This window comes from Actinacidiphila alni, from assembly GCF_900112845.1.
GTDB lineage: Bacteria > Actinomycetota > Actinomycetes > Streptomycetales > Streptomycetaceae > Actinacidiphila > Actinacidiphila alni.
Genome location: NZ_FONG01000003.1, coordinates 342,264 through 363,758, shown reverse-complemented (window position 1 = coordinate 363,758; position 21,495 = coordinate 342,264). Strand labels below are relative to the sequence as shown.

The following is a 21,495-nucleotide window of genomic DNA, read 5'->3' as shown; positions in this document are numbered from 1 at the left end:
GGCGGCCGCGCGCACGCGCCCGGTCGGAAGGAGGGCGTGCCATGCCGGGACCGGTCAAGGCGATGGCGTTGACCACGGTCGCGTGCCTGGTGGCCGTGGTCGCCTACACCGTGGCCCTGGGGTCGAACGGCTGGCTCTGGTTCGGCTGGGTCGTCCTCGGTCTGTGCACGGCCGGCGCGGCGGCGATCCGGGTGCCCCGCTGACCGTAACCGGGACACCGCCCTGACGGCACCGGGACCGGTGTCCGGGCGGGATCGCGACCGGTATCGGGCCCGTGTCCGGGCCGGACCCGGGCCCCGCGCCCGCTCCGGGCGCCGCACGGACCGCCCCCCGAGCCCGCCGCACGGCGCATAAGCGCGGGTCGCGGGCGTGTGCGGGCTCGCGTCACGGAAGCGTGGGCACTACTCTGCCGGGGCACCGGGCATCGGGGCACCGCTCCCCGGGCGCGCCGGGACGCATCTGGGGGAGGCAGCCGCCGTGATCTACCGACTGCTGAAGTACGTGTTCCTCGGGCCGTTGCTGCGGCTGATGTTCCGGCCGCGGATCGAGGGGATGGAGCACATCCCGGACAGCGGCCGGGCGATCGTCGCCGGCAATCACCTGTCCTTCACCGACCACTTCGTGATGCCCGCGATCCTGCCGCGCCGGATCACCTTCCTGGCGAAGGCGGAGTATTTCACCGGCCCCGGCCTCAAGGGGCGGCTGACGGCGGCGTTCTTCCGCAGCGTCGGCCAGATCCCGGTCGACCGGTCCGGCGGCAAGGCGTCCCAGGCCGCGGTCACCGCGGCGATCGAGGTGCTGGAGCGCGACGAGCTGCTGGGCATCTATCCGGAGGGCACCCGCTCGCACGACGGACGGCTCTACCGCGGCAGGACCGGTGTCGCCGTGATGGCGCTGCGCGCGCAGGCCCCGGTGATCCCCTGCGCGGTGCTCGGCACCTTCGAACTCCAGCCGCCAGGACGCCGTTTCCCGCGGATCGGTCGGGTCACCATCCGCTTCGGTGAGCCACTGGACTTCAGCCGCTTCTTCGGCATGGACGAACAGCGGTACGTGGTGCGGTCGGTGACCGACGAGATCATGTACGCGATCATGGCGCTGTCCGGCCAGGAGTACGTCGACCGGTACGCGGGCGAGGTGAAGGCCGAGCAGGCGGCGCTCGCGCAGGCCGGCGGAGGCCGGCTGCGCCGCAAACCGCACTGACCGGCCGTTCCCCGCGCGGGCGGCACCCGCAAGGTGCCGCCGGAGATCGAGGCCGTTCCCCGCGCGGACCGCGCCCGCGGCCGTTGCGCCGAGCGCGAATCCGCGCAGGGCGAACCGCTCTGGCCGCGGTGGCGGCCGCCCGCATAGCGTCCCGGTCATGACGGGAACCGCGTTCGTGATCGGCGCTTCGGGACAGATGGGACGGCAGGCGGTCCGCGCGCTCGCCGCGGACGGCTGGCGGGTGACGGCGGCCTCGCGCCGCGGCGGCGGCGGCGCCGACGAGCGCCCACCGGAGGGGGTGCGGACGGTCCGGGTGGACCGGTCGGACACCGCGGCGCTCGCCGCCGCCCTCGGTGACGGCTGCGACGTCCTGCTCGACTGCGTCGCCTACGACGCCGCCGACGCGCGGCAGTTGCTCGCGCTGTCGGACCGGATCGGCTCCGCCGTGGTCATCTCCAGCGCCGCGGTCTACGAGGACGAGCGCGGCCGGAATTTCGACACCCAGGGCGAGCCGGACGGCGCGCCGCGCTATCCGCTGCCGCTGCCGGAGACCTGCGCGACGGTCGCGCCGGGCCCGGCGACGTACGGCACCCGCAAGGTCGAGCTGGAGCAGACGCTGCTCGCGGCCGGGGACCGGCTGCCGTCCACGCTGCTGCGGGCGGGCGCCGTGCACGGCACGCACAGTCCGCTGCCGCGCGAACTGCACTTCGTGAAACGGGCGCTGGACGGCCGTCCGGTGCGGGTGCTGGCGTACGGCGGCGCCAGCCGCTTCCACCCGGTGCACGCCTCGAACGTCGCCGAGCTGGTCCGGCTGGCCGCGGCGAAGCCCGGTTCCCGGGTGCTCAACGCCGGTGATCCGCAGGCGCCGACGGTGGCAGAGATCTCCGCCACGGTGGACCGCGCCCTCGGTGTCACCAGCGAGACCGTCCTCATCGACGGGCCGCCGCCCGCCCCGACCGTGGGCGACACCCCGTGGAGCACGCCGCATCCGATGGTGCTTGACATGTCGGCCGCCGAACGCGAACTGGGCTACCGCCCGGTCACCACCTACGAGGACTCCGTACCGGAAACGGCCGCCTGGCTGGCGGCGGAGCTGGCGAAGGCCGACTGGCGCGACCTCTTCCCCCTCCCCGCCCGGCTCTCCGCGGACCACGGCGACTGGTTCGACTACGCGGCCGAGGACGACTGGCTCGCGGCGAACGGCGCCTGACACCGGCACCCGCGCGTCCGTACGGCGGGGCCCACGGCCGTATTTGCTTCGCGCCGGCCGCCGCCGACGGCTTAGCCTGCGGTGCATGAGTGCTCGTCTGCGGAACATCGCCACCGAGAACAGCAGGATCTCCGCGGACGGCTGGTACGATACGCCCGGCGGGCGGCGCGTCCCCCTCGCGGACGCGATCACCGCGGCGGCGGACGGTACGCGGGTGTACGGCCCGGAGCCGGTCGCCGTCCCCGGCGAGGCCGGGTGGGGCGCGGGTCCTGTGACGTGCGCGGTGACGCCGGAGAGCAGCATGGAGGCGGCGCGCAGGCTGGTCGGGGCGGGCCCCGGCCCGGTCGCGGTGCTGAATTTCGCCTCCGCCCGCAATCCGGGCGGCGGTTACGTCAACGGCGCGCAAGCGCAGGAGGAAGCGCTCTGCCGCTCGTCGGCGCTCTACACCTGCCTGCTGCGCGCGCCCGACTTCTACGCCCACCACCGGGCGCACGGCGACGTGTTCTACAGCGACCGCGTCATCCACTCCCCCGCCGTCCCCGTCTTCCGCGACGACCGCGGCGCCCTGCTCGACGCGCCGTACGCGGTCGGTTTCCTCACCTCCCCCGCGCCGAACGCGGGTGTCATCGCGCGTACGATGCCGGAGGAGTCGCACCGCGTCGGGGCCGCGCTGGACACGCGCGCCGAGCGGGTGCTGGAAGTGGCCGCGGCGCACGGCTACCGGCGGCTGGTGCTCGGCGCGTGGGGGTGCGGGGTGTTCATGAACGACCCGGCCCGCGTCGCGGCGGCCTTCGCGCGGCTGCTGACCGGGGGCGGCCGGTTCGCCGGCGCCTTCGACGAGGTGGTCTTCGCGGTCCTCGACCGGCGGCAGGACTCCCCGACGCGGGCGGCCTTCGCGACCGCCTTCGGCACACGCACACCATAGGCAGCACAAGGCAGTTCACCTGCCGGAGATGACGGACATGAGCGAGCACGAGACGTACGACCGGCTGATCGCCCTGCTGGACGCGGAGGGCGCGCAGTACCGGCTGATCGACCACGCGCCGGAGGGCGCGACCGAGGTGGTCAGTGAACTGCGCGGCAATTCCCTCGCCCAGGCGGCCAAATGCATCGTCGTGATGGTCAAGGTCGGCAAGAAGGTGACGCGTTACGTGCTCGCCGTGGTCCCCGGCGACCGCCGGGTCGACCTCAACGCGGTGAAGGCGCTCCTGGAAGGCACCTATGTGTCCTTCGCCTCGCGGGACATCGCGGAGCGCCTCGCGGGGAGCGTCAGCGGCACCGTACTGCCCTTCTCCTTCGACGAGAAGCTCGAACTGGTCGTGGACCCGGCCCTGTTGGAGCACGAGGAGATCTTCTTCAACGCGGCCCGTCTGGACCGCTCGCTCGCACTGTCCACCAAGGACTACGTGCGGATCGCCGCGCCCCGCACCGAGGCCGTCGCGGGCTGACACGGCCCGCGCGCACGCCGAAGGGCGGCCCACCCCGGGGTGGGCCGCCCTTCGGCGTGCGGTGACCCTGGACGCTAGGAAGCGGCGGGTACGGGGGTGGCGTGCGGACCGCACACCACGTCGGCGGCGTCGGTCCGGCCGGTCAGCAGATAGTCGTCGACGCGGGAGTTGATGCACGGGTTGACCAGATTGGTGACGCCGTGCGAGCCCGCGCCCTGTTCGGTGATCAACCGGGATCCGGCCAGCCTGCGGTGGAGTTCCAGGGCACCGGTGTACGGGGTCGCCGCGTCGCGGGTGCTCTGCACGATCAGGACGTCCGGCAGTCCGCGGTGCGAGCGGACGTCGACCGGATGCCGCTGCGGGACGCCCCAGGTGGCGCAGGGCAGGTTCAGCCAGGCGTTCTCCCACGTCAGGAACGGGTACTTCGCGTGCAGTGCGGTGTTGTCGCGGTCCCAGATCCGCCAGTCCGTGGGCCACTTGGCGTCGGTGCACTCCACGGCGGTGTAGATGGCGTTGCCGTTCTCCGCGGTGGTGTTGCCCGCGGTGTCGGACAGGTCAGGGGCGGCGGCGTCGAGCAGCGCCTGTGTGTCGCCCGCCTCGTAGCGGCTCCACACGCTCGCGACGGTCGCCCAACTGGAGTCGTAGTAGGGCGCGTTCTGGAAGAAGCCGAGCAGTTCGTTGGGGCCGACGACCCCGCCGATCGGGTGGCTCTTGGCGGCGGCGCGCAGCGCGAGCCACTTCGTCTCGACCTTCGCGGCGGTGTCGCCGAGGTGGTAGACGGAGTCGTACTTGGCGACCCAGGCTTCCCAGTCGTCCCAGCGGCCCTGGAAGGCCACGTCCTGATCGAGGTTGTTGCGGTACCAGATCCGGTCCTGTGCCGGGTTGACGACGCTGTCCACGATCATCCGCCGCACATGCGTCGGGAAGAGCGTCGCGTAGACCGCGCCGAGGTAGGTGCCGTAGGAGACGCCCAGGTAGTTGAGCTTCTTCTCGTGCAGCGCCGCCCGGATGACGTCCAGGTCGCGGGCGGTGTTGGGGGTGGTCATCTGCGACAGCATCCGGGTACCGGTGCGTTCCACGCAGCCCGCGGCGTACTCGGCGGCGAGCTTGCGCTGCGCGAGTTTGTCCGCCTCGCTGTCCGGCACCGGGTCGGCCTTGGGCGCCTTCACGTACTCCTGCGGGTCCTCGCAGGAGATCGGGGCGGAGTGCCCGACACCGCGCGGGTCGAAGCCCACGAAGTCGTACGCCTTCGCCGTCGCCTTCCACAGCGCCGCCGAGCTGGTGACGCGGACCGGGAAGCGCAGCCCCGAGGCGCCGGGGCCGCCGGGGTTGTAGATCAGCGAGCCCTGCCGCTGCGCCGGGGTGCCGGTGCTCGCGGCCCGGTCCACGGCCAGCTCGACCGTGGCGCCGAACGGCTTGCGGTAGTCGACCGGTACGGTCACCCGGCCACAGCTGACGCCGGCCGCCAGGCCCCAGTCGTCCGGGCAGGCCGCCCAGTCGATGCCCGCACGGGCGGCGTTCGCGGCGGCGATGACCACACCCACGGACTCGGGCACGGTGACGGACCGTACGGCGGCGGGTGTGACGGTGGGGTCGGGGCGGTGCGACTGTGCGGTGGCCGCCGGCGCCGCGGCGACGGCGCCCGCGACCAGAGCGCCGGCGCAGACGAGCACGATCGTACGTCGCAAGGCGGAAACTCCCCTCCTGGACCGTGGTGTGTGGCCACGGGGGACACAGTGATGAGGAGCGAATACCTTCCCCTGTGGGTCACCTGTGAACAGGCCAGGCGGGTGATTCTTCGTCAAGGCGTGAATCCGCCCCCGAGTTGGCGTACGCCGCACGGGTGAGCGCGGCTTCGGCGAGCGCCCGGATGTAGGGGTGCGGCACCGTGCCGTCGCCCGCCAGCTCGGGCTGGAAGAGGGTGGCGAGGTAGAAGGGATGGCCGGGCAGCTCGGCCACCCGGGCGGCGCCCTCGGTGTCGTGCGCGGTGAACCGCAGTCCGTGCGCCGCCAGTCGGAGCAACAGACCGGGCACAGGACCGTAGGCGCAGTGGAAGCGCTCCACGCTCTCGCGGCTGCCGAGCAGCCGCTCGGCGAGACTGCCCGGTACGGTGCGCAGCCGGCCCTCGTGCCCGACGAGGGAGCAGGCGAGCGGGGCGATCAGGATCTCTGCCTGGCGCTCCCGGTCCGCGTCCGCACCGGGTGACGGGTCGTCAGGACCGGATTCGGCGGCGTCGTTCTCGGCGTGGCGGGCGGTGGTGAGACCGCAGACATTGCGGGCGAATTCCAGCAGGGCGTGCTGGAAGCCGCCACAGGTGCCGAGGAAGGGGATGCCGCCTTCGCGGGCGGTGCGCACGGCCGCCAGCGCGCCCGCCTCGCTGCGGTACGGGCTGCCCGGCAGCAGCCACACCGCGTCGAAGCCGGCGACCGCGCCGGGCCGTTCCGCGTCGGCCGACGGGATCCAGTACGCCTCGACCGGCAGCCCGTCGCGCTCGCGGAGCGCGGCCAGCAGTCCCGGCACACGCTGGTGCGAGCGGACGGAAGGGGAGCGGTCGCCGACGAGGGCGATGCGCGCGGGGACGGTGGCGGCGGGGGGCTCGGGTGCGTCCGATGTGGTCATACGGGTCATCCTGGCGACCGACGCCGCATCGCGTCCAACGATGATCAGTGGTGCTGACATCAGTGATACTGATGCACCATGGATCCGCACCTGCTGCGTACGTTCGGCGCCGTGGCGCGCCTGGCGTCCTTCTCGGCCGCCGCGGCCGAACTCGGCTACACCCAGTCCGCCGTCTCCCAGCACATCGCGGCGCTTGAGTCCGACCTCGGGGTGGAGCTGCTGAGCCGCCGCCCGGTCGCCCCCACTGAGGCGGGTGCCCGCCTCCTCGACCATGTCGGGCCGCTGCTGCTGCGGCTGGACGCGGCGCGCGCCGACGTCGTCCGGGTGGCGCGTACGCCCGTGTCCCGGCTGGTCGTCGGCACCAGTGGCACCGCCTTCGGGCCGCGCGCCGCACGGGCGCTCGCCGAGGTACGGGGGAGGCTGCCGCGTACCGAGGTGACGGTGCGGCTGCTGGACCGGGCCGCAGTGGTGCCCGCGGTCGCCGGCGGCGATGTCGATCTCGGCCTGGTGGACGGGGCGGTCGCCCCCACCGATCCGCTGCCCCTGCCGGAGGCCACCGGCCTGTCACCGCTGGGTGCGGGCGAGGAGCCGCTGGCCGTGCTCCTTCCACCGGGGCACCCGCTCACCGGCGGGGCGCGGCTCGGGGACCTCAGCGAGGCGCTGTGGCTCGACGCGCCCGCGGCCGCCGTGCCGCTGGACGATCTGCGCGCCGCGGTCGGCGGCGGATTCCCTTCCGCGGTGCGTTACGCGGGTGGTGACGCCCGTGTGCTGCACGAATTGGTGCGGGCCGGTCACGGCCTCGCTCTCCTGCCCGCTTCGGCGGCGGGCCCCGGCGCGCTGCCCCTGACCGCGCCGCGCCTGGTACACCGCGTCGAGATCGTCCGCCCGCCGTCCCCCACGCCCGCCGCGGCCCTCTTCGCCGAATTGCTCGGGGCGCCGCTCGGCCACTGAGCGGCGGCGTTTCAGGAGCCGGTCGCCTCTTCGATCTCCGCCCGGCCCGCGTCCAGCAGTCGGCGCAGGCGGCGGCCGTCGACGGCCAGGGCCGTGATCAGGACGGCCGGTCCCGCGAGTGGGGTGATGGCGGCGCGGCCGTGGGCGGGATCGGCGGGGAGCGGCCGGGACGCGAGGGTATCCGGTGTCAACGACGGATCCACGAGCAGGAGTTGGCCCGCGGCGCGGTAGTGGTGGAGGACCGCGGGGCCGTTCCAGCCTGCGGGGGCTCCGGGTCCGAAGGAGAGGGCCTGGTCGAGGAGGGGGCGGCCGTCGAGGTGGACGGTGAGCCGGGTGGTGAGACGGCCCGGGGGCTCAGCATGGCGGCCGAGGATCTGTTCGTCGCGCAGCAGCAGCCGGGCGCCGTGGGCGAGGTCGGCCCGGGTGGTCATCCGCAGGTCGCTGCGGTGGGCGGCGATCACCGGTTCCGGCAGCCAGTGCAGCGTGCCCCCGGCGCGTACGGTCAGCCGTACGTCGTACGCGGCCGGTTCGCCGTCCCGGCCCGGCAGGGAGACGGTCGCGGCGGCCGAACCCACCGTGAGCCGGGCGTCGTCCCCGACCTCGGCGGTGATCCGCAGCCGGTCACCGCCGAGCGGGGCGCTCATGGCTCCGACCACCATGACCCGGGCGCCCCCGCCGTCGGGTCTGCCGCTCCGCAGCGCCAGGGGCCCTTCCCCGGCGAGCACCGGCAGCGCGGTGCCGCCGCGCCCGTCCGCGACGGCGTGCATCCGCGCGGCGGCGCTCGTCGTCGCCCCGGGTCCGCTCCGGGTCGCGCCGCCGGACGGCCGGCCGCCGACGGGGAGCCGCGGCGTGCTGCCGGGGTCGTCCGCCGCTCCCCCGCGGTCCGCGACCGGCGCGGACCAAGCGGGACCGGCCAGGCCGTTCACACGCGCGCCGCGTGCGCGGCGGTCCACTCGGCGAGGCGCTCGCCGATCCAGGAGGCGACGGGCGCGATGCCGTCCGCGGCGGCGACGGAGGTGAGGACGACGGGCAGCGGGCCGCGGCGCTCTGCGGCGTCGCGGGCCATACGGGTCAGGTCGGCGCCGACGTACGGGGCGAGGTCGGTCTTGTTGATGACGAGCAGGTCGGCGGTGGTGACGCCGGGGCCGCCCTTGCGGGGGATGTCGTCGCCCCCGGCGACGTCGATCACGAAGATCTGCGCGTCGACCAGGCCCTTGGAGAAGGTGGCGGTGAGATTGTCGCCGCCGGATTCGACGAGGATCAGGTCGAGCGGGCCGACCGTGTCCTCCAGATCCTCGACAGCCTCCAGATTCGCGGAGATGTCGTCGCGGATCGCGGTGTGCGGGCAGGCACCGGTCTCCACGGCGGTGATCCGTTCGGCCGGCAGGACCGCGTTGCGCAGCAGAAATTCGGCGTCCTCGCGCGTGTAGATGTCATTGGTGACCACGGCGATGGACAGCCGGTCGCGCAGCGCGCGGCACAGCGCCGCCACCGTCGCGGTCTTGCCGGAGCCGACCGGGCCGCCGAGCCCGATCCGCAGGGCGCGGCGCCCGCCGTCGGCGCGCAGGGCGGGCGAGGAGTGCGCGTAGCGCTCGGGGAAGGTCTCGGGATGGTCCAGGTGCATGGTCAACTCCGTTGGTGCGGGCGGCGGTCAGGAAGCGAAGAGGCGGACGGGCCATCCGGCGTGTTCCTCGGCGCCGAGGTCGAGCAGTGGCGCGGAGCAGGCGGGCAGGGCCCCCGGGCCCTCGGCGACCGCCAGGGACGCGGTGCGTGCCGCCTCGGCGGCGACCGCGTCGACGTCCGGGGCCAGCCGGGCGAGGACGGCCGCCGCGTGGAAGGGGTCGAGGCTCAGCAGCCGTACGGCGGCGGTGGCGGGCCCGCTCACCGACTCGTACGCGGCCAGTTGTGCGGCGTCGGCCGGCGACAGTCCGGCCGCGCGGGCGGTGAGGCCGAGGACGACGGGCTGGTGGGCGCCGCGCGGCCGGGTGGCGGCGAGCCGGTCGAGTGCCGGGTCGGGCCACACGGCGCGGGCGGCGCGCAGCAGTTGGCGGCCGAGCTTGCGCGAGGTGGCGCGCAGCGCGGGCGAGGGGGTGCGGGCGTCGGCCGCGTCGTCGAGGGCGAGCGGGTCGAGGCCGAAGGTCGCCGCCGCGGCCAGTGCGGCGGCGACCAGTCCAGTGGTGTGCAGCCGGCCCCGGCAGAAGTCCGCCAGCGTCGCCGCGTCCCGGACCCGCCCGTCCGCGACCGCGGCCTCCGCGCCGCCGGAGTGCGCGTGGCCGCCGGCCGGGAAACGGCCGTCGGCGAGCAGCAGCAGCGCGGTACGCGCCGCGCCCTGGGCGTCGGATGCGCCGGGCGCCGCCGTGACCGGGGTCGTGGCGGGAGTCATGGCCGGGGCCGTGGTCGGGAGTTCCGAAGTGGTCGTCATCATGATCTCAGAAGAGGAAGTAGCGCTGCGCCATGGGCAGTTCGGCCGCGGGTGCGGGCTCCACGACCTCGCCGTCGATCCGTACGGTGAAGGTGTCGGGCTCGACCTCGACCCGTGGCAGCGCGTCGTTCTCGCGCATGTCGGCCTTGGTGACGGCGCGGGTGCCGCGTGCGGCGACGAACTCCTTGCCCAGACCGAGGCGTTCGGGCAGCCCGTCGGCGAGGGCCGCCTCGTTGACGAAGTTCACCGAGTTGGCGGCGGGCGCGGCGCCGACGCCGCCGAACATCGGCCGGGGCAGCACCGGTTGCGGCGTCGGGATGGACGCGTTGGCGTCGCCCATCTGGGCGTGGGCGATCTGCCCGCCCTTGATGACCAGTTGCGGTTTGACGCCGAAGAACGCCGGTTCCCACAGCACCAGATCGGCGAGCTTGCCGGGCTCGACGGAGCCGATCTCGTGGTCGAGGCCCTGCGCGACCGCCGGGTTGATGGTGTATTTCGCGACGTAGCGCCGGGCGCGGTGATTGTCGGCGGCGCCGTCGCCGGGCAGCGCGCCGCGCCGCCGCTTCATCACGTGCGCGGTCTGCCACGTGCGCAGCGCGATCTCGCCGATCCGGCCCATGGCCTGCGAGTCGGAGCTGATGATGCTGATCGCGCCGAGGTCGTGCAGGACGTCCTCGGCCGCGATGGTGGACGGCCGGATGCGGGATTCGGCGAAGGCCAGGTCCTCGGGCACCGCGGGGTTGAGGTGGTGGCAGACCATCAGCATGTCGAGGTGTTCCTCGACGGTGTTGACGGTGTGCGGCCGGGTCGGGTTGGTCGAGGACGGCAGGACGTGCGGCTGCGAGACGACGGTGATGATGTCGGGCGCGTGCCCGCCGCCCGCACCTTCGGTGTGATAGGCGTGGATGCCGCGGCCCGCGATCGCGGCCAGGGTGTCCTCGACGAAACCGGCCTCGTTCAACGTGTCGGTGTGGATGGCCAGTTGGGCGCCACTGCGCTCGCACACCGTCAGGCAGGCGTCGATGGCGGCGGGCGTGGCGCCCCAGTCCTCGTGGATCTTGAATCCGACGGCTCCGGCCCGCAGCTGGTCGTGCAGTGCCTGCCGGTTGACGGTGTTGCCCTTGCCGAGCAGTCCGACGTTGACCGGATACGCCTCCAGCCCGGCGAACATCCGCGCCAGGTGCCAGCCGCCGGGCGTGACGGTGGTCGCCTTGCTGCCCTCGGCGGGCCCGGTGCCGCCGCCGAGCACCGTGGTCACGCCCGCCGACAGGGCCTGCGGCAGCAGCGTCGGCGAGATGAAGTGGACATGGGCGTCGATGGTGCCGGCGGTCAGGATCCGGCCGTTGCCCGCGATGATCTCGGTCTCCGGGCCGATCACCAGGTCGGGGTGGACGCCGTCCATGGTGTCGGGGTTGCCGGCCTTGCCGAGCGCGGTGATCCGGCCGTCGCGGATGCCGATGTCCGCCTTGACGATGCCCCAGTGGTCGAGGACGACGGCGCCGGTGATGACGGTGTCGGGCGCGCCCTCGGCGCGGCTGGTGCGCGCCTGGCCCATCGACTCGCGGATCACCTTGCCGCCGCCGAACACGGCCTCGTCACCGGCGAGTCCGGGCCCGCCGGCCAGGTCGCGTTCGACCTCCACGACGAGGTCGGTGTCGGCCAGCCGGATACGGTCGCCGGTGGTGGGGCCGTACAGGTCGGCGTATACGGTGCGGGACAGGTCAGCCATCGAGGTCTCCCGCGATCGCGCCGCGCAGGCCCGGCACCACGCGCAGGCCGCCGATGGGGACGAGTTCGACCTCGGCGGGGATGCCGGGCTCGAAGCGTACGGCCGTGCCCGCGGCGATGTTCAGCCGCAGGCCGTGGGCGGCGGCGCGGTCGAATTCCAGGCCGGGGTTGGCCTCGGCGAAGTGGTAGTGCGAGCCGACCTGGACGGGCCGGTCCGCGGCGTTGAGCACGGTCAGCCGGGTGACCGGGCGGCCAGCGTTCAGCGGCACCGGAGTGCCGGCCGGGAGGATCTCTCCGGGAATCATGGCGGCTCCCCCGTCAGACGATCGGCTGGTGGACGGTGACGAGCTTGGTGCCGTCCGGGAAGGTCGCCTCGACCTGCACGTCGGGGATCATCTCGGGGATCCCGTCCATGACGTCGGCGCGGGTCAGCACGGCGCGCCCGGACTCCATCAGTTCGGCGACGCTGCGGCCGTCGCGCGCGCCCTCCAGCAGGTGGGCGGTGATCAGGGCGACCGCCTCGGGGTGGTTGAGCCGCAGCCCGCGGGCGCGCCGCTTGGCCGCCACATCGGCGGCGACATGGATGAGCAGGCGTTCCTGCTCATGGGGGGTCAACTGCACAGCCGCACCTCACAGTCGTCAGGACCCGCGAGATTAGTTCGGCGGGGTTTCGACTGCGTTAACGCCTGTTACGGGCGGCGGTCACCCGCGGCGGGGCCCCGGTGTTCCGCGGCGATCCCGAAACGCCGGCGTTCGCCCGTGGCGGACGAGCCGGGGCCGACGGTGGAGACCGTACTGATCACCTGCTCCTCCGGCTGCGCGTCGAGATCGCGCAGTCGTTGCAGGTCAGCGGCGGAGACCAGGGCGACGAGGGGCTTGCCGTGCCGGGTCAGCACCACCTGTTCGCCGCCGTAGACCACGCGGTTGATCAGGTCGGCCAGCTCCGCACGCGCTTGTGTCACGGGGACGTCATGGGTCATGCTCCCCATCATAACGAGATGTACGTCCTGTACATTTTGACCTGTGGCAACCGGAGGTGTCCGCCGTGTTCCGTCCCACCGCCCGCTATGTCCTGCCCGAGTTCACCGAGCGCAGCAGCAACGGGGTCCGCACCATGGACCCGTACTCCAAGCTGCTCCAGGAGCGGATCATCTTCCTGGGCACCCAGATCGACGACACCTCGGCCAATGACGTGATGGCCCAGCTCATCCACCTGGAGAGCGCTGCTCCCGAGCAGGACATCAGCATCTACATCAACTCCCCCGGCGGCTCCTTCTCGGCGATGACCGCCGTCTACGACACGATGCAGTTCGTCACCTGCGACGTTGCGACGGTGTGCATCGGACAGGCCGCCTCGGCCGCGGCCGTACTGCTGGCGGCGGGCACCCCGGGCAAGCGCATGATGACGCCGGGCGCGCGGGTGCTGATCCACCAGCCGTCGCTGGGCGACGTGGCCCAGGGTGACATCTCCGACCTGGAGATCCAGGCGCGCGAACTGCTGCGCACCCGTGAACAGTTGGAGACGCTGCTGGTGCGGCACACCGGCCAGGACATCGAGCGGATCAGGACCGACATCGAGCGGGACAAGATCTTCGACGCCGAGGGCGCCGTCGCCTACGGCCTGGTGGACAAGGCGACCACCAGCCGCAAGACCAACACCCCCGCGTACGGCCTGCGGTGACCGGGGGTGGTTCCGGAACTGCCGCCGCTTCCGGCGCTCACCCGCTCCGAGGGTGAGCTGATCGACTCCTATCTCGATGTGGTCGATCTGCTCGGCCGGATCAATCCGTCCCGCACCACCGACACCTACAGCGCGCTGCGGGCCGCGCAGGCGTTGGTGAGCCGGGCGAGCGCGCTGCGCGAGGCGCTGACGGTGATGCATCTGCGCGGCGAGACGGATCTGCACCACGCCACGCTGGCCCGCGCGCTGCGGGTGCTGGACGGTGAGCGGCGGACCGGTCTGGTGGCGCTGGCACCGGAGGCCGGCGCGGGTCCGGCCGGCGGATCACACCCGAATCGGTGACGCTTCGCGGTCGAAACCGTCGGCGCCGCACCAAAGGGGCTCATCCCATCGGCGTAGCCGACGTCAATCGGCCGTCCCCCGCCGAATTGCGCCGCGCGGCCACAGCCTGATCATCACGGGTCGGATATCCGCAGGTCAGATCATGCGATCGCAGGGGCGGACCGGGTATTTCCGCTCCTGCGCCACCCGAATAGGCGATCCGTGACCAGACTCACACCGCGCGTTTCTCGCCCACTCATGGCCGGTTCCGTGCATCACTATCCGTAGTGACGACAAGCCCCCGCCGCCGTGGCGGGGCGGTCCGCGCGGACGCCCAGTCCCGCCGCCGTGCGGATGCCAGGTCGACATGAGTGCACCGGCGGGAGCGGAGGACCCAGGCACGACGGGTCGGTCCCGTGGCTCCGGACAGAGCCCGAACCGTCCCTTGGGGTGAAGCCGCTGTATGCGGCCGGGCATCTTCGCCAGCCCGAACCCGACAGGTCATCCTTCGCAGGCTGATGACGAAGGGTTACGCATGACCGTGCTCAACTGCGTCTCCGCACGGCTGTCCCGGCTCGGGACCGCGTCCGTGCTCACCGCCACCGCGGTCGCCCTGCCGACGCTGCTGCCGGGCACCGCCCAGCCGGCGGAGGCCGCGACCGCGGCCGTGAAGGCGCTGAATGTGGCGGCGTCGAAGAAGGGTTCGCCGTATCAGTGGGGCGCCACCGGGCCCAGTCGCTTCGACTGCTCGGGACTGACGCTCTACTCGTTCAAGCGGGCGGGCAAGAAGCTGCCGCGCACCGCCGCCGCGCAGTACAACTCCTCGCGGCACATCTCCGCCAAGGCCCGGCGCGTCGGCGACCTGGTCTTCTTCCACACCGGCAGATCCGTCTACCACGTGGGGATCTACGCGGGCCACGGCCGCATCTGGCACGCGCCGAAGACCGGCGCCCGGGTCCGTCTGGAGCGGATCTGGTCCGGCGGGGTCTGGTACGGGCGGGTGGCGTGACGCCGACCGGGGCCGCCGCCGTACCCCATCCGGTGGCGCCGTGGTGGTGCGCCGCGGACCCGACGGGCGGGCGACGGGCGCCGCCCGGTGCCGCCGCCGGGTGCCGCCGCTCGGGCCGGGAGCGCTGCCGGGTGCCGCCGCTCGGGCCGGGAGCACTGACGGCTCCCGGCCGGGCGGGCGGGTCAGCCCGCCGGCAGCAGCACGGGCGCGGCGGGCAGCGCCGCCGGAATGCCGCGCCACGGCACGTAGTACGGATTGCGCACGCAGCCGGACAGGTCCTCGTCCTTGGTGGCCTTGTCGACGGGACAGGCGCCGACGATGAAGCGCCGGTCGAGGCCGCCGGGGAAGGCGACTTCGTGCTGGTCCGCCCACTTGTGGGTGTCGCCGATGGTGGCGTTGACGTCGATGCCGCCGGGCGCGTCCACGTAGTAGTTGAAGCCGGGCTTCCACTGCTTGTACAGGTCGTGGTCGTAGGTGGTGCTGACGAACGGCGAGGGCTGGTTCTTCAGGACGTACGCCGCCAGGTCGTACTGCCCGGTCTGCGCGGCCTTGGGCTGGAAGCCCTCCTCGAAGACGACGCCCGGGGCACGGCCGTCCGAGCGGTACAGCTCCTCGCAGGTGTGGCGGTAGGACGGTTCCGGGGTGACGCGGTCGATGTCGACGCTGCGGTCGGCGGCGGCGAACAGCGGGTCGTGGACCACCGGGCACCAGCCGGCCGCGGGCGTGAAGGACGCGGACCCCGTGGCGCCGGGGACGGCGGGCGTGGCCGACGCGGTCTGCGGTGTGGCCGCGGTCTGCGCGGCGATGACGGCGGTCAGGGTCAGCGCGCCGGTCGCGAAGAGCGACCGGACTCGGTTCTTGATCATGAACGACAGCCTCGTGGGACCGGCCCGTCGTTCCGTCGCACGTCACCCGATCGTAGGCGCGTCACGGTGACGCGAGGGGGGCGTTGCCCTCTTGACGGTAATGCGGCAGTTGGCGATGTGGTGTGCCGTCAGCAGGCTTCGTGCCGTACGAGCAGCGCCTCGGCGCCGACCGGTACGAAGCCGGCCGACAGCAGCGCACGGACGCTGGCCGCGTTGCCCGGGGCGATCTGCGCCCACAACGGCTCACCGTCCGGCACGAGATGGCGGGCGGCGCGGGCGAGGCCGCGGCCGAGACCCCGGCCGCGCGCGCCGGGGTCCACCTCGACCGCGGCCTCCCAACGGCCCGCGACACCACGGCCGATCAGTACGGTGCCGCCGGGTACGGTCCAGGCGCGGACGTCGTCGCGGTGCCGCAGCGCGCGGACGAGCCGCGGGTGCAACCGGTCAGTGGTCTCGGTCAGCGCGAGCGGCGGCGGACCGGGCAGGGGCTCGGCCAGCGCCAGCAGGTCGATGTTGTTGACCGCGCGTCCGGTCCTGGCGCAAAGGGCTGCCAGGAAGGGCGGGTTGAGCGGCGCGGACAGGTCGCCGGGCGGCAGCAGGGCGCGCAGTCCGGCGTCGGGGGTCCGCCCGTCCGCACCGCCGCCGTCGCCCGGGGTGTCGGCCGGATCCGCGAAGACGACAGTGTGCGCCGTGAAGGCGATGACGCCGGCGTCCCGCGCGGACGGCTGGGGGACGAAGGTGACGGTGCCGTCGGCGGGCGGGAAGGTGCCCCGGGCCACGTCGTCGAGCAGCCCGCGCAGGGTCGAGGTCATCGGCCCATTCTCGCGACGCGCACGGGTCGGCGCGTCAACGGGTCGGCGATCGGCGATCGGCGATGCAGGGTCGCCGAGGCATCGGGGCAGGATGTCGACCGATCAGCGCGTCAGCGACTCGACCAGCAGCACCGCGCCGAGCCCCAGCAGCATCGCGCCGCACAGTCCCTCGATCAGCCGGGCCGCGCCCGGGCGGCGCAGATATCTGCCGAGCAGGTCGGCGCAGACGGCGACGGTGGGGAACCAGAACAGGCCCATCGCCACCACGATCGCGCCGAGCAGCATCGTGCGCGGCAGCGCCGCGTGTCCCGGCGGCACGAATTGCGGCAGCAGACTCAGGAAGAGCACCGGGGCCTTGGGGTTGAGGGCATTGGTGAGGAAGCCGTGCCGCAGGGCACGCAGCCGGCCGTCCGGCGCGGCGGCCGTGCCCGCGCCATCGGGCACCGGCCCGGCTGCGGGCCGCGCCGCCGCCCGCAGCGACCGTACGCCCAGCAGTGCGAGGTAGCCGCCGCCCAGCACCTGGAGGGCGTGGAACAGCCGCGGCTCGGCGACCAGCACCGCGGCAAGGCCCACGACGGCGAGTGTGGTGTGCACCAGCAGTCCGGCCGCGATGCCGACGCCGGTCGCCACCCCGTCGGTCCGCGAGCGCAGCGCGCCCCGGACGACGACGGCGAAGTCCGCGCCCGGCAGCACGATCATCCCGGCGGCGACCGCCGCGAACGCCCACAATCCGGTGTCCATCCCGTCCGTCCCCGCTTCCGTCGTCGCCGCCCGGCCCCGCACGGGTCCGTCCCCGCCGGGGCGGCCTCGGGCCGGCCTCCGCCGCCTCCACTCTGCCGCGCCGAGGGGTTCAGCATGTATGTAGAGTTACTGGGATCAGCCTCAAGGAGTGCTTTATGTACGATCCGACGAGACTCGCCGCGCTGGTCGCCGTGGCGGAGGCGGGTTCGATCACCCGGGCCGCCGCCAGGCTCGGCTACACCGTGCCCGCGCTCTCCCAGCAACTGGCCAAGCTGGAGCGGGAGGCGGGCGCCGAACTGCTGGTCAGGACGCATCGCGGGACGGTGCTGAGCACGGCGGGCGAGGTGCTGGTGCCGCACGCCCGGCTGGTGCTCGACCAGATGGAGCGGGCCCGTCTCGAACTGGCCGAGCTGGCCGGGGTGTCGGGCGGCCGGGTGCGCGTCGGCACCTTCTCGACGGCCGGAATGCATCTGCTGCCACCGGTGCTCACCGCTTTCCGCCGCTCGCACCCGGCCGTACGGCTGATCGTCGCCGAGTACGAGCCGCCGGCCGGTCTGGTGGCGGTCGCCGAAGGCGCGGCCGACCTGGCGCTCACCCATGTCTACGACGGCGCGCCGGACGCGGGCGCGCCGGGCGGGGTGACCGTGGAGCCGCTGCTGGTCGAGGAGTTGGTACTGATCACCGCGCCCGGCCAGGCGCTCGCCGCCTCCGCGGCGCCGCTGGCCCTCGCGGAGCTGGACGGACAGCCGCTGGTCAGCTCGCCGGACACGTATCCGAACCGGCGGGCCATCGAGGTGGCACTCGACGCGGTGGGGGCGCGGATGCCGGTGGTCTGCGAGACGCCGTCCTATGTGACGGTGTGCGCGCTGGTCAGCGCCGGGCTCGGGGTGGCGCTCGTGCCGCGGATGGTGGCGGACGCCGCCGCCGTGCCGCTGGGGGTGCGGGCGCTCGCCGCGCCCGGGATCCGCCGCACGATCGCACTCGGCTGGCGCGAGCAGGAGCGCGGCCCGTCGGCGGCGGCGCTGCGCGCCCTGCTGCTGGCCGGTTACCGGCGCGGGCCCGAGGCACCGGCGCGGACCCCGCGGGTCTGAACGCCCCCTGCGGAGCGGCGGATTGACGTGCCGTCAGGGCACCGGAACGGCCCACGGGATCGAGATCCACACCCGCTTGCCGCCCTCGTCGGTGGGCGTGATCCGGAGTCTGCCGCCGGACTCCGCCGCGAGGTGCCGGACGATCACCATCCCCCGCCCGTTGTCCTGCTGGACGGCCGCGGGCAGCCGCTGCGGCCACCGCGGGTGGCTGTCGGTGACACCGATCACCAGCTGCTCCTGCCGTTCCAGCCGGACGTCCACGGTGAAGGTCGGCGACTGGCCCGAGGTGTGCAGCACCGCGTTGGTGGCCAGTTCCGACACGATCAGCCGCACCGAGTCGACCGACGGGGCGTCCGGCGGCAGACCCCATTCCGCGAGCTGCGCGCAGACATAGCGCCGCGCCGCCGGTACCGAGGCGGGGTCGCTCGGCAGCGTGACGGAGGCTTCCTGGAGATCTGCCATGGCGACGTCGTCCCTTTCCCACCGTGAACCGGGGTGCCGGCGCGAACTGTCGGACGGGGCCCGGAAGTGGCTGGTTCGCGCCAGACTGCCACTAATCGTGCCGCCGTCACCGCTTCCGCACCGCGCAATGCATATATCTGTCGCTCAAAACGGTGAACTCTGCTACGTGGATACGCATTTGGTCGGCAGACTGTCGTAATGACCGTCTACAGGTCGGCATCTATCGCTTCAGGAGGTCCGAGAGGCCATGGAACGGGTCCCCGCCGTACGCCGTCGCAAGCTCGGTGGAGAACTGCGCCGACTTCGCGACCTGTCGGGAATGACCAGCGGACAGGCGGCCGAGGCGGCCGGCTGGCACCAGTCGAAGGTCAGCCGGATCGAGACCGGCACCAGCAGTGTCAGCGCCGAGGACGTCGAGGTGCTGCTCGACGTCTACGGGGTGCGCGACCGCGATCTGCGGGATCTGCTCGCCACGCTCGCGGGACAGGGCAGGCAGCGCGGCTGGTGGCAGGACTTCCGTGACGTACTGCCGGTCGAGTACCGGGACTTCATCAGCCTGGAGGCGGGCGCCAGCCGGGCCCGTTCGATGGAGAACAGCGTGGTCCCGGGGCTGTTGCAGACCCCTGCCTACGCGCTGGCGCTCACCCGTGACGTCATGCCGCAGCTCTCGGCGCGCGAGGTCGAAGCGCTCGTGGACGTGCGGATCGCGCGCCAGGCGGTGCTCCGGCAGAAGGCGCCGCTCGAACTGTGGGCAGTGCTGGACGAGGCGGTGCTGCGCCGGGCGGTCGGCGGCCCCGCGGTCATGTCCGAACAGCTCCGGTCACTGGAGCGGGCCGCGACCGAACCCGGGATCCGGCTCCAGGTGCTGCCGTTCGGCGCCGGCGGGCACATAGGAGTTACGGGTTCGTTCGTTATCTTCTCCTTTCCGCGCATCGCCGATCTCGATGTGGTTGTTATCGATCATTTGACGAGTAGTCTCTACGTCGATCGAAAAGAAGACATCACGGCATACGGCGCCGCGTTCACTCGATTGAGCAACATCGCCCTTCCTCGCGACGAGTCCGTCGCGTTGATCCGTAGGATCGCCGAGGAGATGTCGCGATTCGCAGGCGCGTAAAGGAGGCCACCATGGCGGCACAGTCCGGGTTTGTTTCCTCGAGTGCGTCGATTCACGGCGTGACATGGCGGCGGAGCAGTCACAGCACCGCCGCCAACAACTGCGTGGAGACCGCCGCGCTCACCGCGGGTCTGCTCGCGGTACGCGACTCCAAGGATGTCACGGGTCCTGCGCTGCTCTTCCCGGCCGCGTCCTGGGCCCACTTCGTCCATGCGGTCCGCAGGGACGACCTCGGCCCGGCGTAAGGGATCGTTTTCAGCCGCGCGGCGCCGTCACGACGGCGCCGCGTCGCCGTACCGGCCGCAGGTCACCGTCTCAACCGCACGCCACCGTCTCAGCCGCGCGGCGCCGTACGGACGATGGTGTCGACCGCGCCCGCGATCTGGGTGTCAGTCAGGTCGCAGCGGGCGGTCAGCCGCATCCGGGACACGCCGTCGGGCACGGACGGCGGGCGGAAGCAGCCGACGGCCAGACCTTCGGTGCGGCAGCGCGCCGCCCAGGCGACGGCCGCGTCCGGCGAGGGCGCGCGGACCGACACCACGCAGGCGTCGGGCGCGGTCGCGTCCAGCCCCGCCGCGGTCAGCAGCCGGTGGAAGGTGCGGGCCGCGTCCAGGGCGCGGCCCGCGCGTTCGGGTTCGCGGCGCAGCAGCCGCAGCGCGCCGAGCGCGGCTCCCGCGGCGGCCGGGGCGAGTCCGGTGTCGAAGATGAAGGTGCGGGCCGCGTTGATCAGGTGCTCGATGACCTCCGCGGGCCCGAGCACCACGCCGCCCTGCGCGCCGAAGGACTTCGACAGGGTCGCGGTGGCCACCACATCGGGTGCGCCGGCCAGTCCGGCCGCCGCGAGCGCGCCGCGCCCGCCCTCGCCCAGCACACCGAGGCCGTGCGCGTCGTCGACCAGCAGCGCGGCGCCGAAGTCGCGGCAGGCGGCGGCGAGCGCGGGCAGCGGCGCCGCGTCCCCGTCCACCGAGAACACCGAGTCGCTGACCACGACCGCGCCCACTCCCCCGCCGTCCTCCCGTACGGCGCCGCCGTCGCGCCGCGCCCGCGCGCCGAGCGCCTTGCGGACGGCGTCGGGGTCGGCGTGCGGAACGACCTCGGTGGTGGCGCGCGACAGCCGGCAGCCGTCGATCAGCGAGGCGTGGTTGGCGGCGTCGGAGACCAGCAGGGTGCCGGGTCCGGTCAGCGCGGTGACCGCCGCGAGGTTGGCGGCGTAGCCGGAGGCCAGTACGAGCGCCGCCTCGAAGCCGGTGAAGTCGGCCAGTTCCGCCTCCAGTTCGGCGTGCAGCGCGGTGCTGCCGGTGACGAGCCGGGAGCCGGTGGCTCCCGCGCCCCAGCGCAGGCAGGCGTCGGCGCCCGCCCGGGTGACCTCGGGGTGCCGGGTCAGGCCGAGGTAGTCGTTGCCCGCCAGATCCAGCAACTCCCAGTCCGCGGGGCGCGGCCGGAGTTCCCGGCGCAGCCCGGCCGCGCGCCGCAGTCGCGACTGCTCGGCGAGCCAGCCGAAGGGTCCCGGCCGGCCGTCGGCCGTACGATCCGCCCCGGCGCCGGACGCGTCCGTCCCCGCCGCGAGGTCATCCGTCAACGCGGCGAGGCCGTCCGTCTCCACGTCGGGTTGGTCCGTCCCCGCGGCGGGGTCGGCGGCACGGGTGCTCTTCACGGGGCTCCCTGGGAGTCGGCGGGCGGATCACGGGGACGGCCCGAAACAGCGGTCGGTCGTCGTCAGCAACGTACCCGCGCATCACACCTGCACAGGGTGTGGTGATGCACACACCTGTAGCCACCGCAGTTGTGCGGTCCGCCATTGGCCCCGGGTGCCCCGG

The 21,495-nt window shown here is 73.4% G+C and carries 26 protein-coding genes and 1 riboswitch; of the genes, 12 read left to right on the top strand and 14 right to left on the bottom strand.

From position 1 onward, the window contains the following. The first annotated feature begins 41 nt into the window (after positions 1-41). The 5 genes from BM076_RS36495 to BM076_RS07310 all read left to right on the top strand — a co-directional run bounded on the left by BM076_RS36495 (position 42) and on the right by BM076_RS07310 (position 3,858). Positions 42-203 carry a hypothetical protein gene (locus BM076_RS36495; RefSeq protein ID WP_177246359.1) on the top strand — a complete coding sequence of 54 codons (162 nt, stop codon included), beginning with the start codon at positions 42-44 and terminating at the stop codon, positions 201-203. A 274-nt stretch (positions 204-477) separates the two neighbouring features. Continuing rightward, a complete protein-coding gene (locus tag BM076_RS07325) occupies positions 478-1,200 on the top strand; it encodes a lysophospholipid acyltransferase family protein (RefSeq protein WP_093712542.1) in 723 nt (240 codons plus the stop codon). A 157-nt stretch (positions 1,201-1,357) separates the two neighbouring features. Then, a complete protein-coding gene (locus BM076_RS07320; protein ID WP_093712541.1) occupies positions 1,358-2,410 on the top strand; it encodes an NAD-dependent epimerase/dehydratase family protein in 1,053 nt (350 codons plus the stop codon). 85 nt (positions 2,411-2,495) lie between these two features. After that, entirely contained in the window at positions 2,496-3,335 is an 840-nt protein-coding gene (locus BM076_RS07315; RefSeq protein ID WP_093712540.1) for a TIGR02452 family protein, read from the top strand. A 37-nt stretch (positions 3,336-3,372) separates the two neighbouring features. Further along, positions 3,373-3,858 carry a YbaK/EbsC family protein gene (locus BM076_RS07310; RefSeq protein ID WP_093712539.1) on the top strand — a complete coding sequence of 162 codons (486 nt, stop codon included), beginning with the start codon at positions 3,373-3,375 and terminating at the stop codon, positions 3,856-3,858. Positions 3,859-3,932: 74 nt separating this feature from the next. Here BM076_RS07310 and BM076_RS07305 read toward each other — a convergent pair whose 3' ends face one another. Both BM076_RS07305 and BM076_RS07300 read right to left on the bottom strand, forming a co-directional pair. Next, on the bottom strand, positions 3,933-5,546 hold the full coding sequence (locus tag BM076_RS07305) for an alpha/beta hydrolase (RefSeq protein ID WP_093712538.1): 1,614 nt from the start codon (positions 5,544-5,546) through the stop codon (positions 3,933-3,935). Between the two features lie 79 nt (positions 5,547-5,625). Then, a complete protein-coding gene (locus BM076_RS07300; protein WP_093712537.1) occupies positions 5,626-6,477 on the bottom strand; it encodes a glutamine amidotransferase-related protein in 852 nt (283 codons plus the stop codon). A 78-nt stretch (positions 6,478-6,555) separates the two neighbouring features. On the opposite strand from BM076_RS07300, the gene BM076_RS07295 reads away from it, so the two are divergent. Continuing rightward, complete coding sequence (locus BM076_RS07295) at positions 6,556-7,428, top strand: LysR family transcriptional regulator (protein WP_093712536.1); 873 nt, start codon at positions 6,556-6,558, stop codon at positions 7,426-7,428. 11 nt (positions 7,429-7,439) lie between these two features. On the opposite strand, the gene BM076_RS07290 is transcribed toward BM076_RS07295, so the two are convergent. The 7 genes from BM076_RS07290 to BM076_RS07260 all read right to left on the bottom strand — a co-directional run bounded on the left by BM076_RS07290 (position 7,440) and on the right by BM076_RS07260 (position 12,558). Continuing rightward, positions 7,440-8,195 (bottom strand): urease accessory protein UreD, encoded by a 756-nt coding sequence (locus tag BM076_RS07290; RefSeq protein WP_093712687.1) that lies wholly within the window; start codon positions 8,193-8,195, stop codon positions 7,440-7,442. 155 nt (positions 8,196-8,350) lie between these two features. Further along, positions 8,351-9,052, bottom strand: a complete 702-nt coding sequence (gene ureG / locus BM076_RS07285) for an urease accessory protein UreG (RefSeq protein ID WP_093712535.1) — start codon at positions 9,050-9,052, stop codon at positions 8,351-8,353. A 27-nt stretch (positions 9,053-9,079) separates the two neighbouring features. Continuing rightward, the gene (locus BM076_RS07280) at positions 9,080-9,811 is read right to left on the bottom strand and encodes an urease accessory protein UreF (protein WP_093712534.1); all 732 of its coding nucleotides are present in this window, start codon (positions 9,809-9,811) and stop codon (positions 9,080-9,082) included. 46 nt (positions 9,812-9,857) lie between these two features. After that, complete coding sequence (locus tag BM076_RS07275) at positions 9,858-11,579, bottom strand: urease subunit alpha (RefSeq protein ID WP_093712533.1); 1,722 nt, start codon at positions 11,577-11,579, stop codon at positions 9,858-9,860. Beyond that, positions 11,572-11,883 (bottom strand): urease subunit beta, encoded by a 312-nt coding sequence (locus BM076_RS07270; RefSeq protein WP_093712532.1) that lies wholly within the window; start codon positions 11,881-11,883, stop codon positions 11,572-11,574. The genes BM076_RS07275 and BM076_RS07270 overlap by 8 nt, the downstream gene beginning before the upstream one ends. 13 nt (positions 11,884-11,896) lie before the next feature. After that, complete coding sequence (locus BM076_RS07265; RefSeq protein WP_093712531.1) at positions 11,897-12,199, bottom strand: urease subunit gamma; 303 nt, start codon at positions 12,197-12,199, stop codon at positions 11,897-11,899. A gap of 68 nt (positions 12,200-12,267) precedes the next feature. Continuing rightward, positions 12,268-12,558, bottom strand: coding sequence for a type II toxin-antitoxin system Phd/YefM family antitoxin (locus BM076_RS07260; RefSeq protein ID WP_093712686.1), 291 nt, complete (start codon positions 12,556-12,558; stop codon positions 12,268-12,270). A 65-nt stretch (positions 12,559-12,623) separates the two neighbouring features. Between BM076_RS07260 and BM076_RS07255 the strand changes: the two genes are divergently transcribed. From BM076_RS07255 to BM076_RS07245, 3 genes are all read left to right on the top strand, one after another. Beyond that, positions 12,624-13,259 (top strand): ATP-dependent Clp protease proteolytic subunit, encoded by a 636-nt coding sequence (locus tag BM076_RS07255; RefSeq protein WP_093712530.1) that lies wholly within the window; start codon positions 12,624-12,626, stop codon positions 13,257-13,259. A 6-nt stretch (positions 13,260-13,265) separates the two neighbouring features. Beyond that, entirely contained in the window at positions 13,266-13,601 is a 336-nt protein-coding gene (locus BM076_RS07250) for a hypothetical protein (protein ID WP_093712529.1), read from the top strand. 324 nt (positions 13,602-13,925) lie between these two features. After that, positions 13,926-14,112, top strand: a riboswitch (cyclic di-AMP (ydaO/yuaA leader). Positions 14,113-14,115: 3 nt separating this feature from the next. Next, positions 14,116-14,589 (top strand): C40 family peptidase, encoded by a 474-nt coding sequence (locus BM076_RS07245; protein WP_093712528.1) that lies wholly within the window; start codon positions 14,116-14,118, stop codon positions 14,587-14,589. A 182-nt stretch (positions 14,590-14,771) separates the two neighbouring features. Here BM076_RS07245 and BM076_RS07240 read toward each other — a convergent pair whose 3' ends face one another. The 3 genes from BM076_RS07240 to BM076_RS07230 form a co-directional block, all read right to left on the bottom strand. Continuing rightward, the gene (locus BM076_RS07240) at positions 14,772-15,455 is read right to left on the bottom strand and encodes an ADP-ribosyltransferase (protein ID WP_093712527.1); all 684 of its coding nucleotides are present in this window, start codon (positions 15,453-15,455) and stop codon (positions 14,772-14,774) included. Positions 15,456-15,583: 128 nt separating this feature from the next. Further along, positions 15,584-16,267: a GNAT family N-acetyltransferase gene (locus BM076_RS07235; protein ID WP_093712526.1), complete on the bottom strand. Its 684-nt coding sequence runs from the start codon at positions 16,265-16,267 to the stop codon at positions 15,584-15,586. Between the two features lie 102 nt (positions 16,268-16,369). Next, positions 16,370-17,008: a LysE family translocator gene (locus BM076_RS07230; RefSeq protein WP_093712525.1), complete on the bottom strand. Its 639-nt coding sequence runs from the start codon at positions 17,006-17,008 to the stop codon at positions 16,370-16,372. A 155-nt stretch (positions 17,009-17,163) separates the two neighbouring features. On the opposite strand from BM076_RS07230, the gene BM076_RS07225 reads away from it, so the two are divergent. Then, entirely contained in the window at positions 17,164-18,099 is a 936-nt protein-coding gene (locus tag BM076_RS07225; RefSeq protein ID WP_093712524.1) for a LysR family transcriptional regulator, read from the top strand. Positions 18,100-18,132: 33 nt separating this feature from the next. On the opposite strand, the gene BM076_RS07220 is transcribed toward BM076_RS07225, so the two are convergent. Beyond that, a complete protein-coding gene (locus BM076_RS07220) occupies positions 18,133-18,561 on the bottom strand; it encodes an ATP-binding protein (RefSeq protein WP_093712523.1) in 429 nt (142 codons plus the stop codon). Between the two features lie 247 nt (positions 18,562-18,808). On the opposite strand from BM076_RS07220, the gene BM076_RS07215 reads away from it, so the two are divergent. Both BM076_RS07215 and BM076_RS07210 read left to right on the top strand, forming a co-directional pair. Next, on the top strand, positions 18,809-19,678 hold the full coding sequence (locus BM076_RS07215) for a helix-turn-helix domain-containing protein (protein WP_093712522.1): 870 nt from the start codon (positions 18,809-18,811) through the stop codon (positions 19,676-19,678). 11 nt (positions 19,679-19,689) lie between these two features. Beyond that, entirely contained in the window at positions 19,690-19,923 is a 234-nt protein-coding gene (locus tag BM076_RS07210; RefSeq protein ID WP_093712521.1) for a DUF397 domain-containing protein, read from the top strand. 89 nt (positions 19,924-20,012) lie between these two features. Here BM076_RS07210 and BM076_RS07205 read toward each other — a convergent pair whose 3' ends face one another. Next, positions 20,013-21,152, bottom strand: a complete 1,140-nt coding sequence (locus tag BM076_RS07205; protein ID WP_245795846.1) for an 8-amino-7-oxononanoate synthase — start codon at positions 21,150-21,152, stop codon at positions 20,013-20,015. Positions 21,153-21,495: the final 343 nt, after the last annotated feature.